This window comes from Brevundimonas sp. (assembly GCF_047617075.1).
Classification (GTDB): Bacteria; Pseudomonadota; Alphaproteobacteria; order Caulobacterales; family Caulobacteraceae; genus Brevundimonas.
The window spans coordinates 251,063-262,596 of the sequence record NZ_JBLGCI010000005.1 but is presented as its reverse complement, the minus strand read 5'-3'; the positions used below and the strand labels follow the sequence as shown (position 1 = coordinate 262,596).

The 11,534-nt window shown below is 68.5% G+C and carries 9 protein-coding genes; 5 read left to right on the top strand and 4 right to left on the bottom strand.

Features of this window, described 5'->3' with window-relative positions:
* Nucleotides 1-142: 142 nt before the first annotated feature.
* The gene (locus ACI8U3_RS07845) at nt 143-940 is read right to left on the bottom strand and encodes a WecB/TagA/CpsF family glycosyltransferase (RefSeq protein ID WP_415014308.1); all 798 of its coding nucleotides are present in this window, start codon (nt 938-940) and stop codon (nt 143-145) included.
* A gap of 150 nt (nt 941-1,090) precedes the next feature.
* Between ACI8U3_RS07845 and ACI8U3_RS07840 the strand changes: the two genes are divergently transcribed.
* Nucleotides 1,091-2,395 (top strand): UDP-glucose dehydrogenase family protein, encoded by a 1,305-nt coding sequence (locus tag ACI8U3_RS07840; RefSeq protein WP_415014307.1) that lies wholly within the window; start codon nt 1,091-1,093, stop codon nt 2,393-2,395.
* A 3-nt stretch (nt 2,396-2,398) separates the two neighbouring features.
* Here the strand turns inward: ACI8U3_RS07840 and ACI8U3_RS07835 are convergent, their stop codons facing one another.
* Nucleotides 2,399-3,691, bottom strand: a complete 1,293-nt coding sequence (locus ACI8U3_RS07835; RefSeq protein ID WP_415014306.1) for an MFS transporter — start codon at nt 3,689-3,691, stop codon at nt 2,399-2,401.
* Nucleotides 3,688-4,164 carry a cupin domain-containing protein gene (locus ACI8U3_RS07830; protein WP_415014305.1) on the bottom strand — a complete coding sequence of 159 codons (477 nt, stop codon included), beginning with the start codon at nt 4,162-4,164 and terminating at the stop codon, nt 3,688-3,690. Before ACI8U3_RS07830 ends, ACI8U3_RS07835 begins: the two co-directional genes overlap by 4 nt.
* 42 nt (nt 4,165-4,206) lie before the next feature.
* On the opposite strand from ACI8U3_RS07830, the gene dapE reads away from it, so the two are divergent.
* The gene (gene dapE / locus ACI8U3_RS07825) at nt 4,207-5,355 is read left to right on the top strand and encodes a succinyl-diaminopimelate desuccinylase (protein WP_415014304.1); all 1,149 of its coding nucleotides are present in this window, start codon (nt 4,207-4,209) and stop codon (nt 5,353-5,355) included.
* 263 nt (nt 5,356-5,618) lie between these two features.
* Here dapE and secA read toward each other — a convergent pair whose 3' ends face one another.
* On the bottom strand, nt 5,619-8,540 hold the full coding sequence (gene secA / locus ACI8U3_RS07820; RefSeq protein ID WP_415014303.1) for a preprotein translocase subunit SecA: 2,922 nt from the start codon (nt 8,538-8,540) through the stop codon (nt 5,619-5,621).
* Nucleotides 8,541-8,802: 262 nt separating this feature from the next.
* On the opposite strand from secA, the gene ACI8U3_RS07815 reads away from it, so the two are divergent.
* The 3 genes from ACI8U3_RS07815 to ACI8U3_RS07805 are packed head-to-tail and all read left to right on the top strand — an operon-like array spanning nt 8,803 to nt 11,515.
* Nucleotides 8,803-9,738, top strand: a complete 936-nt coding sequence (locus ACI8U3_RS07815; RefSeq protein ID WP_415014302.1) for a peptidyl-prolyl cis-trans isomerase — start codon at nt 8,803-8,805, stop codon at nt 9,736-9,738.
* A complete protein-coding gene (argJ, locus tag ACI8U3_RS07810; protein ID WP_415014301.1) occupies nt 9,735-11,108 on the top strand; it encodes a bifunctional glutamate N-acetyltransferase/amino-acid acetyltransferase ArgJ in 1,374 nt (457 codons plus the stop codon). The genes ACI8U3_RS07815 and argJ overlap by 4 nt, the downstream gene beginning before the upstream one ends.
* Nucleotides 11,105-11,515, top strand: a complete 411-nt coding sequence (locus ACI8U3_RS07805; RefSeq protein ID WP_415014300.1) for a (deoxy)nucleoside triphosphate pyrophosphohydrolase — start codon at nt 11,105-11,107, stop codon at nt 11,513-11,515. The genes argJ and ACI8U3_RS07805 overlap by 4 nt, the downstream gene beginning before the upstream one ends.
* Nucleotides 11,516-11,534 lie beyond the last annotated feature (19 nt).

Sequence of the window (11,534 nt, the reverse complement as noted above, 5' to 3'; positions counted from 1 at the left end):
ATCAACTTCTAAGACCCAGACCTCCCGGCTCCGGCCGGGAGGGACGGACCTGGAAGATGTCGACGGCCATCGGCCAAGACTTCAAACGCCCCGCCCGGCTCTCGCCAGGCGGGGCGTTTTCTTGTGGAACGTGCGTGGAGGCTCAGGCCGTTCGGAACAGTCGGCGCCGGATGTCGCCCGTCGCCTGGGGCGCCAAGGCCCACGGCTCGACGAAATAGCGGTGGAACAGACGCTTCGGCTCGGTGGCGAAGCGCCAGAGCCATTCGACGCCCAGCCGTCCGGTCCACCGGGGCGGGGTCGCCACCGCCCCCGCCTCATAGGCCAGGGCGCCGCCGATGGGCATGATCACGCACGGCGGCAGGCGATCCCGGTTGGCCTCGATCCAGGTCTCCTGGCGCGGCATGCCCATGCCGATGAGCAGAATGTCGGGCCTATGGCTGCGGATGGACGCCAGAACGGCGTCGTTCTCAGGCCCCGCCACATCGAAGAAGCCGTTGCGTGTGGCCAGCTTCAGCGCAGGATGGCGTTCTGTGATCGCCGCGACAGCCTTTTCACCCACGCCGGGCGCGCAGCCCAGGTGAAACACCCGCCAGCCCTCTGAAGCCGCTCGCGCCCAGAACGCCTCGCGCCAGTCCAGATAGGTCAGGCGGTGGGCGCGGCTGACGTCATGGCCCATCAGCCGGCCCCAGGCGATCAGGGGGGTGGAATCGATCTCGATCCGGTCGGCGCGGGCGTATAGCGCCGCCATTTCAGGCGTATGTCGCCACAGATGCAGACTGTGCAGATTGTGATTGGCGATCAGGGCCGGGCGGCGGGCCGTGACCCGGCCCGCGATGAAATCCAGCAACTGATCCGCCGTCATGACGTCCATCTCCCCGCCCAGAAGGCGGATGCGACGCGGCGGCGCGGCCGGATCGTTCAGGTCGGCGACATCCCTCATGCGGCGAGAGTCGCACAACAGGGTTTCCCGGCCCTCAGCAAGAACGGTTAACCCGGTGTGACCAATGCATGAAGCGCGGCCGCACGGGGTGGCGCGGGCGCCTTGGTCCCGCTATGCCGCACACAAGCATTCCCCAATGAGGACCAGCCCATGCGCGTGGCGATGATCGGAACCGGCTATGTGGGCCTCGTCTCGGGCGCCTGTTTCGCCGACTTCGGCCACAGCGTGGTGTGCATCGACAAGGACGAGGCCAAGATCGCGCGCCTGAAGGACGGCGGCATTCCCATCTATGAGCCCGGCCTGGACGCGCTGGTGGCCAACAATGTGCGGGACGGCCGGCTGAGCTTCGCCACCGAGCCGGCCGAGGCGATCGCGCAGGCCGACGCCGTGTTCATCGCCGTGGGCACCCCGTCGCGGCGGGGCGACGGTCATGCGGACCTGTCCTACGTCCATGCCGCCGCCGCCGAGATCGCGGACCTGATGCAGGGCTTCACCGTGGTGGTGACAAAGTCCACAGTGCCGGTGGGCACGGGCGACGAGATCGAGCGCATCATTCGCGAGCGCCGCCCCGACGCCGAGTTCGCCGTGGTGTCCAACCCCGAGTTCCTGCGCGAGGGCGCGGCCATCGAGGACTTCAAGCGTCCGGACCGGGTCGTGGTGGGCGCCGATGACGAGCGCGCGCGCGAGGTGATGCGCGAGCTGTACCGGCCGCTGAAGCTGAACGAGACGCCGATCTTGTTCACGGGGCGGCGGACATCCGAGCTGATCAAATATGCGGCCAACGCCTTCCTGGCCATGAAGATCACCTTCATCAACGAGATGGCGGACCTTTGCGAGGCGGTGGGCGCGGACGTGCAGCAGGTGGCGCGAGGCATCGGCCTGGATAACCGGATCGGGTCCAAATTCCTGAACGCCGGGCCGGGCTATGGCGGAAGCTGTTTTCCCAAGGACACCCTGGCGCTGGTGCGGACCGCCGACGATGCGGGCTCGCCCGTACGGCTGGTGAAGACCACGGTGGAGGTCAATGACGCGCGCAAGAAGGCCATGGCCGGACGGGTCTCGGCGGCGGCGGGCGAGCTGAAGGGCAAGACGGTCGCCATTCTGGGTCTGACGTTCAAGCCCAACACCGACGATATGCGCGACGCGCCGTCGCTGGACGTGGTGCCGGCCCTGCTGGCCATGGGCGCCGCCGTGCGGGCGTTCGATCCCGAGGGCATGGAAGAAGCGGCCAAGGTTCTGGAGGGCGACGTCACCTTTGTAGACGGGCCCTATTCGGCGGTGGAGGGGGCCGACGCAGCGGTGATCCTGACGGAGTGGGATCAGTTCCGGGCGCTGGATCTGGACCGGGTCAAGCTGCTGATGAAGGCGCCGGTGGTGGTGGATCTTAGAAACGTCTATCGGCCCGAGGACATGCGGGCCCGCGGCTTCAAATACAGCTCCATCGGGCGAGCCTGACGCTCAGGTCAGCTTGTCAGCCTTGCGCAGGTCGGGGAACAGTTTGGCCCAGATGCCGGTGGAAGCCAGGGCGCCGAAGCCGCCGAACACCGCCGCGCCCACGGGGCCCAGAAAACGCACCGCCACGCCGGAGTAGGCCTCGCCCAGCTCGTTGGACGCGCCGATGAACAGCATGGAAACCGAGCTGACCCGCCCGCGCATGTGGTCGGGCGTGGCCAGCTGGATCAGGGTCTGGCGGATGTTGACGCTGATCATGTCCGCCGCCCCGCCCAGGAACAGCACGAAGGCCGACAGCCAGAACCAGTGGGACAGGCCGAAGGTCAGGGTGCAGACGCCGAACAGGGCCACGGCGCCGAACATCCAGGTCCCGCCGCGCCGCCGGATGGGAAAGCGCGACAGCCACACGGCCATGGTCAGGGCGCCCACGCCGAACGAGGCGCGCAGCAAGCCGAACCCTTCGGGTCCCACATGCAGGATGTCGCGGGCGAAGATGGGCGTCAGCAGGGCCACGCCCGCCAGCAGCACCACGATCAGGTCCAGCGAGATGGCGCCCAGCACCATCTTGGTCTTCCAGACATAGGCCAGCCCCTCCTGCACCGCCGCGAAGCGGGACGGGCCGCCAGGGACCTTCTCGGGCTTGCCGCTCGTGCGGATCAAGGCGATGGCGGCGGCCGCCGCAATGAACATGGACAGGGCCACCGCATAGGCCAGCGGCACGGAGATTCCGACGATCACCCCGCCCAGCGCCGGGCCGGCGATGGCGCCGGTCTGGAAGGCGATGGACTGGGCCGCGATGGCCGGCGGCAGGGCGCGGCGGCCCACCACCATGGGCAGGAAAGCCTGGGACGCGGGGGCCAGGAACGCCCGGCAGGCGCCGAACAGCGCCGCCACGGCCAGCAGACCCCACAGGGGCGGCGAGCCGTGGATGGCCATGGCCAGAAAGCCTACGGCGCACAGCCCCTCGACGATCACCGAAATGATGACGGTCAGCTTGCGGTCGCGGCGGTCTGCCATTTCCCCGGCGGGCAGGGTGAAGGCCAGCAGCGGCAGGAACTGCACCAGCCCCACAAGGCCCAGATAGAGGCTGGCCTGTTCGATGGGGTGGTCGCGCCGGGCGATCTCATAGACCTGCCACAGCAGGGCCGAGGACTGGGTCTGGATGGCCAGCACCGCCAACACGCGGCCGATCCACAGATAGCGGAAGTCGCGGATGCCCCAGGGGCTTTCGTGGCCGCCGCCCGGGATGTCCGGCTCGCGGGCGGACGGATTCGGATTTTCGGGGCTTTCTACGCTCACGACCGCCGCTGATACTTCGGATAGGGCGTCCCGTCGCGGTGGAAATAGCGGTCCGCGCCCTTGGGCAGGACCATGTCGATGTCCGGATAGTCGCAGCCGTCCCCACCAGGGGTGCGGGTTCCGACCTCGAGCAGCACGGCCAGCGCATCAGAACGGTTCTCGATCTTGTGGCCGTTGGGGACGCCCGCCTTGAAGCCCGCGCAATCGCCCGCGTTCAGGAGAGTCTCGCCGTCCTCCTCGACCAGCACCACCTGACCTTCAAGCACCCAGACGAACTCGTCCTCGCCCTCGTGCCAGTGGCGCTGGCTGGACCAGTCGCCGGGCGCCAGATGTAGCAGGTTGACCCCGAACTGCGACAGGCCCGCCGCATCGCCCAGACGCCAGCGGCGGCGGCCCAGACACGGCCCGGCGTGCTCGTCCGGATAGGTGGTTCCGTGGCCGGTGGAGGCGGCGTCCAGATCAATCTTCGGCATGACGGCCTTCTCGCGGGCGGCGGCCCGTCCTAAAGCTGGGCCATGACCGCATCTGTCGATCCCGTGCGCCTGACGCAAGACCTGATCCGTATTCCGTCCATCACCCCCGCCGACGAGGGGGCCATGGATATGGTGCAGGCCCAGCTGGAACAGCTGGGCTTCACCTGCCGCCGCATGCCGTTCGAGGGCATCGAGAACCTGTACGCCCGGCGCGGGACCGAGGGGCCGAACCTGTGCTTCGCCGGCCATACGGACGTGGTGGCCACCGGGCCGCTGGAGGCGTGGCGCCATCCGCCGTTCGCCGCCGAGATCGAGGACGGCTTGCTGTACGGGCGCGGCGCCGCCGACATGAAGGGCTGCATCGCCGCCTGGATCGCGGCGGTGGACGCCGTCCTGGCGAAGGGTGAGCCGGCCGGCTCCCTGTCGCTGCTGATCACCGGCGATGAGGAAGGCCGCGCCATCCACGGCACGAAAGCGGTGGTCCAGGCCCTGATGGATGAGGGCGAGGTGATCGACGCCTGCGTGGTGGGCGAGCCATCCTCGGCCCGCGCGCTGGGCGACACCATCAAGATCGGGCGGCGCGGGTCGCTGAACGCCTGGATCACGGTGAAGGGGCGGCAGGGCCACGTGGCCTATCCCGAGCGGGCGGCCAATCCGGCGCCGGTGCTGGCGCGGCTGCTGGCCGAGCTGGACGGCCATGTGCTGGACGAGGGCTATCCGGAGTTTCCGCCGTCCAACCTTGAGATCACCACCATCGACATCGCCAATCCGGCCATGAACGTGATCCCGGATACGGCCACCGGCCGGCTGAACATCCGCTTCAATCCGGCCCACACGGGCGAGAGCCTGATGGCCTGGATCCGCGAGCGCGTCGAGGCGGCGCAAGGCGCCAGCGGCTGCGGCGTGGGGGTGGAGTTCCTCCACTCCGGCGACGCCTTCCTGACCGAACAGGGGCCGTTCGTTCTGGCGGTTCAGGACGCGGTGGAGGCGGTGACGGGCCGCCGCCCCGAGCCCTCCACCAGCGGCGGCACCTCGGACGCCCGCTTCATCACTCGCATGGCGCCGGTGCTGGAACTGGGCCTGGTGGGCCAGACCATCCACCAGATCGACGAGCGCGTGCCGGTGCAGGAAATCATCGACCTGACGCGGGTGTATGAGCGCGTGATCGAGAGTTACTTCGCCCGGGCGTGAGCTCTTTTTTGTGCGCTATCGCTCGGCGCGCGGCGCGTCACTACTTGAGTGCGTTCTTTCCCTCCCCGTTCGGGGAGGGCGGTCGGCGCGAAGCGACGGCCGGGTGGGAAGGGCTCCACGACACGAGGGCGGTGTTTCGCGCGGCATGGCCCGCAGTCTGTGCGCGGCCTCGCCGAGCCGCCCCCACCCGCTTCGCCTTCGGCTCAGCCCTTCCCCGGACGGGCAGGGAAAAGGCGAGCCACGCGGCCCGCCCTTTCCCAGCGTCAGACCAGGGCGCCGTGGCAGTGCTTGAACTTGCGGCCGGAGCCGCAGGGGCAGTCGGCGTTGCGGCTTGTGCGCTCCCAGTTCGGCGGCAGGGCGTCCACCGGCAGGCGGGCGCGGTCGTCGCCGGAAAGGGCGCCTTCGGGGTTCTGGGCGGCCGGATTGTTCATCTCGTTCTCGCCGGTCAGCGGATTGAGGTGAATTTCCTGGAAGTCGCCCGCAGGCGGGGGCGGCGGCTCGAAGCGGAACTCCACCGTCATGACCCAGCGGGTCACATTGTGCCGCAGGTTGGTCAGCAGGGTCTCGAACAGCGAGAAAGCCTCGGTCTTGTATTCGTTCAGCGGGTCGCGCTGGCCGTAGCCGCGCAGGCCGATGACGCCGCGCAGGTGGTCCAGATGAACCAGATGCTCGCGCCACTGCATGTCGATCATCTGCAGCAGGAACTGGCGTTCCAGACCGCGCATCTGATCGGCGCCGATCTGGGCCTCGCGCTCGACCGCGCGGGCCTCGGCGGCGGCCTGAAGGCGCTCCTCGATCTCCTCGTTGGACACGCCTTCCTCGGCGGCCCAGTCACGCACCGGCACGTCCAGACCCAGCACCTTGCGGACCTGTTCGTCCAGGCCCTCGATGTCCCACTGCTCGGCGTAAGCCTTGGGCGGCATGTGGGTTTCGACCAGATCGGAAACCGTGTCGCGGCGGAACTCGCCCACCAGCTCGGACAGGTCCTCGGAGTCCAGGAACTCCTGACGTTGTTCGAACACCGCCTTGCGCTGGTCGTTCACGACGTCGTCGTACTTCAGCAGGTTCTTGCGGATGTCGTAGTTGCGCTGTTCGACCCGCTTCTGGGAGGTCTCCACGGCGCGGTTCAGCCACGGGTGGCTGATGGCCTCGCCCTCGGCCACCTTGAAGGTCTCCATGATGGAGGCCAGGCGATCGCCGGCGAAGATGCGCAGCAGATCGTCGTCGGTGGCCAGGTAGAATTTCGACGTGCCGGGGTCGCCCTGACGGCCGGTTCGGCCGCGCAGCTGGTTGTCGATGCGGCGGCTTTCGTGACGCTCGGTGCCCAGCACGAACAGGCCGCCGGCCTCCAGGGCCGCCTGTTTGTTGCGCTCGATGTCGGCCTTCAGCCGTTCGGACTCGGCCTGCTCCGCCTCGGGGGTGATTTCATTACCCATGGCGCGCTGTTCCTGGGTCCAGCGCGACATGCGCATTTCCAGGTTGCCGCCCAGCTGGATGTCGGTGCCGCGGCCGGCCATGTTGGTGGCGATGGTGACGGAGCCGGGCAGGCCCGCGTCGGCGACGATGAAGGCTTCCTGCTCGTGGTGGCGCGCATTCAGCACATTGTGCGGCACGCCCTTGCCCGACTTCACCTCGACGGTGAAGGCGTCCGCGCCCAGCTTCTCCATCAGCTTGGCGCCGGTGGAATCCGTCTCCAGCTCGCTGCGGGTCCAGATGGGCTTGATGCGGCGGCCACCCGCCAGCTGGGTCGCCTTCTCCAGGGACTCGGGCTTGAGACGCCAGACCTCGGCCTCCCAGGCGAAGGTCTGCAGCAGTTCAGACAGTTTTTCCGACTTCTCGATGGACACCGTGCCCACCAGGATCGGCTGGCCCGCCGCGTGGCGGTCGGCGATGGTCTTCGCCACCGCGAGGAATTTCTCGGCGGAGGTGCGGTAAACCTCGTCGTCGTGGTCGATGCGCTGGATCGGGCGGTGGGTCGGCACCTCCAGCACGTCCATCTTGTAGATGTCGTGGAATTCCGACGCCTCGGTGGCGGCGGTGCCGGTCATGCCCGACAGCTTGTCGTACAGGCGGAAATAATTCTGGATCGTCACCGAGGCCAGGGTCTGGTTCTCGGGCTGGATCTTGACGCCTTCCTTGGCCTCGATGGCCTGGTGCAGCCCCTCGGACAGGCGGCGGCCCTGCATGATGCGGCCGTTGAACTCGTCGATCAGCAGGATCTCCCCGCCCTTGACGATATAGTCCTTGTCCTTCTGGTACAGGGTGTTGGCGCGCAGGGCCTGGTTCACATGGTGGACCAGGGTGACGTTGACCGCGTCATAGAGGTCCAGCGAATCCTCGGCCAGCAGGCCGCGTTCGCGCAGTACGTCCTCGACCCGCTCCGAGCCGATCTCGGACAGCAGGGCCTGACGCTGCTTCTCGTCGTGGTCGAAGGTGTCCGTGTCCTTGATCAGCTCCTTAACGATGGCGTCGATCGTCATGTAGAGCTCGGACCGGTCGTCGGTGGGCCCGGAGATGATCAGGGGCGTGCGCGCCTCGTCGATCAGGATGGAGTCCACCTCGTCGACGATGGCGAAGTGGTGGCCGCGCTGGACCATCTCGCGCCGGTCATAGACCAGGTTGTCGCGCAGGTAGTCGAAGCCGAATTCGTTGTTGGTGCCGTAGGTGATGTCGGCGGCGTAGGACGCCTGACGCTGGCCCTGGGACAGGCCGTTGACGATGACGCCCACCTCCATGCCCAGGAAGCGGTAGACCCGGCCCATCCATTCGGCGTCGCGCCGGGCCAGATAGTCGTTCACGGTGATGACGTGCACGCCCTTGCCGGAAAGGGCGTTCAGATACACCGGGGCCACGGCCACAAGGGTCTTGCCCTCGCCGGTGCGCATCTCGGCGATGCCGCCCTTGTGCAGGATCATGCCGCCGGCCAGCTGGACGTCGTACTGACGCTGGCCCAGCACGCGCTTCGAGGCCTCGCGCACCACGGCGAAGGCCTCGTTCAGGATCTTGTCGAGGGTCTCGCCGCCTTCCAGACGGTCGCGGAACATCTGCGTCATCATGCGCAGTTCGTCGTCGCTGAGCGCCTCCATCTTGGGCTCCAGCGCATTGATGCGCTGGACGCGGCCCATGAAGTCCTTGACCTGGCGGTCGTTGTTGGAGCCGAAAAGCTTTTTGGCGAAGCCGAGCATGAAAAATCCGGTCAGGCGGTCGAGCCAGGGCTCGTTCTGCTACGTGGGGCCCAGAGAAGGGTCGGCGGAACGCCGGATGAGGGGTCTGATCCCTGCCCGGCCGCGCCCCGCAAAGGGAAATCGGGGGCCGTGCGATCGATCGAAAACCCCTCGACTTGGGCGCGGGCGAGACTTAAGCACCGGCCTATCCCCTGTCAACGCGAGGGCTTTTGCGGCACGGTTCCGTCAAGGGCCCTGACGGCCCGGATTCGAGGAGCGCCTCATGGGTCAGACCCTTCGCCATTTCACCGTCCTGATGCTGGTCATGACGCTGGCCGCGTGCGGGCGCGGCGCCGGGGACGAGACCCCGCCCGAGGCCGGGGACCGCGCCGTGGCGCGGGTGGAGGGGGCGCCCATCTGGGTCTCTGACGTCAAACGCGAGGCGGTGGCCCAGGGACTGATCGGCGAGGGTGAGCCGCTGGACGTGACGAGCGATCTGTTCCGGCGGGTGCTGGACGAGGTCATCGACCAGAAGCTGCTGGCCGCCGAGGCGGATCGTCGAGGCCTGGCCGACAGTCCCCTGGCCCAGCGGCGGCTGGAGGCCACGCGCGAACGCATCCTGGGCGACATGCTGGTGGAGACCACGGTCAACCGCGCCATCTCGGACGAGGCGGTGCAGACCCTGTATCAGGAGCAGCTGCAGCTGGCTCGCAACTCAGAAGAAATCCGGCTGCGGCTGATCCTGTCGGCCACGCGGGAGGAGGCCGACGCGGTGCGCGGCATGCTGACCGCAGGCGCCAATTTCGAGCAGCTGGCCATGCAGCGCTCCACCGACGAGACGACCCGGTTCTCGGGCGGGGATCTGGGCTATGCGACCCTGGATGTGATGCCCGCGGCCTATGCGGCGGCCCTGCGCGACGCGGCGGCCGGCGACACCGTCGGGCCGTTCGAGGCGGAAGGCGGCTGGGCCGTGCTGCGGGTCGAGGACCGGCGGCGCGAGACGCCCCCCACCCTCGAGCAGGCCCGGCCCCAGATCGTGCGCTACCTGACCTATGAGGAGGTGCGCCGACTGCTGGAACAGCTGCGGGGCCGGGCCGAGGTGGAGGTGATGCTGACCGGTGATCCGCTGGCCGTGCCCGGCGCGCCCGAAGAACCCGCCTCGGCGCCCCCCGCCGCACCTGCCGAAAACACCGCCCAGACCGAGGACGCCGACGCGTGAGCAAGACCCCTTCGACCCGCAAGGGCGTCTCCAACTCCATCGAGAAGGCGCTGGATCCGTTCGCCTCGGCGCTGAAACGGGTCACGCCCGCCAAGGCGACGCCCGCGTCCGCGCCGACCACCGGCAAGCCGGGACTGGCTGTGTCGCCGCTGGCGGTCCCCTTCCCCGCTATTCCGCCCATAGCAGGCGTGGAGATCGCTACGGCGCGGGCGGGCTTCTACAAGCATGACCGCCACGATCTGACGGTGTTCCGTTTCGCCGAGGGGACCAGCTGCGCCGGCGTATTCACCCGACATCAGGTGGGCTCCGCCCCGGTGGACTGGTGCCGTCGGCATCTGGAGGCCGAACACGGCGGTCAGGACGTGCGGGCGCTGGTGATCAACGCCGGCTGCGCCAACGCCTTCACCGGCAAGGCGGGGGCCGACGCGGCCCGGCGCACGGCCTCGGCCGCGGCCAAGCGCTTCGACTGCCGCCAGCGGGACGTGATGCTGGCCTCCACCGGCGTAATCGGGGTCGTGCTGGACGACCGCAAGATCGCCGCGCGCATGGCCGGGATCGAGGCGGGCCTGAAGGCGGACAACTGGGCCGCCGCCGGTCAGGCCATCATGACCACCGACACCTTCCCCAAGGGCGCATACGCCGAGGCGAAGATCGAGGGGGTGACGGTGCGCATCGCCGGCATCGCCAAGGGTTCGGGCATGATCGCCCCGGACATGGCCACCATGCTGGCCTTCATCGTCACCGACGCGGACATCCATCCCAATGTGCTGCGGGCCCTGCTGAACCTGCATGTGCGCACCACCTTCAACAGCGTGACCGTGGACGGGGACACGTCCACCAACGACACCTGCCTGCTGTTCGCCACCGGCGCTTCGGGCGCCCCGCGCATCGGGCGGGTCGGTGACCGGCGGCTGGCGGATTTCAGCCGGGCGCTGGACGCGGTGATGCTGGATCTGGCGCACCAGCTGGTGCGCGACGGCGAAGGCGCGACCAAATTCGTCAAGGTGACGGTGGAGAACGCCAAGTCCCCCGCCTCGGCGCGGCGGCTGGCCCGCTCCATCGCCGACAGCCCGCTGGTCAAGACCGCCATCGCGGGGCAGGACGCCAACTGGGGCCGGGTGGTCATGGCCGTGGGCAAGACCGAGGAGCCGGTGGACCGCGACCGCCTGTCCATACGCTTCGGCCCGCACTGGGCCGCTCGCGACGGGGCGCCGGCGTCCGACTATGACGAGGCGAAGATGAGCGCCTACATGAAGAACCCGGAGCTGGAGATCACCGTCGACGTGGGCTCGGGCCGGGCCGCGGCGACCGTCTGGACCTGCGATCTGACCAAGGGCTACATCGAGATCAACGGCGATTACCGCTCGTGACCACCCCTCTCCCCACCGTCCTCGTGGTCGCCGCCGCCCTCATCGACGCGGACGGGCGCGTGCTGATCGCCCAGCGGCCCGAGGGCAAGCAGATGGCGGGGCTGTGGGAGTTTCCCGGCGGCAAGGTGGAGCCGGGAGAGCGGCCGGAGCAGGCGCTGATCCGGGAGTTGCGCGAGGAATTGGGCATCGAGACGAAGGAGGCCTGTCTGGCGCCGTTCGTTTTCGCCAGCCACGCTTACGATTCGTTTCACCTGTTGATGCCACTGTATCTGTGCAGACGCTGGGAAGGGACGGTGACGCGCCATGAGCACGCCGCCCTGGCATGGGTCAGGCCGAACCGCATGTCGGACTATCCCATGCCCCCCGCCGACGCGCCGCTGGTCGCCTGGCTCAGCGACTTTCTGTGACCCAAGCCGGAGGGCGGGC

Bases quoted from the DNA above. Each gene is read 5' to 3' on its own strand.
- ACI8U3_RS07830 (WP_415014305.1), bottom strand. From the start codon at position 4,164: ATGCCGAAGATTGATCTGGACGCCGCCTCCACCGGCCACGGAACCACC.
- ACI8U3_RS07815 (WP_415014302.1), top strand. From the start codon at position 8,803: ATGGGTCAGACCCTTCGCCATTTCACCGTCCTGATGCTGGTCATGACG.
- ACI8U3_RS07845 (WP_415014308.1), bottom strand. From the start codon at position 940: ATGAGGGATGTCGCCGACCTGAACGATCCGGCCGCGCCGCCGCGTCGC.
- ACI8U3_RS07840 (WP_415014307.1), top strand. From the start codon at position 1,091: ATGCGCGTGGCGATGATCGGAACCGGCTATGTGGGCCTCGTCTCGGGC.
- dapE (WP_415014304.1), top strand. From the start codon at position 4,207: ATGACCGCATCTGTCGATCCCGTGCGCCTGACGCAAGACCTGATCCGT.
- secA (WP_415014303.1), bottom strand. From the start codon at position 8,540: ATGCTCGGCTTCGCCAAAAAGCTTTTCGGCTCCAACAACGACCGCCAG.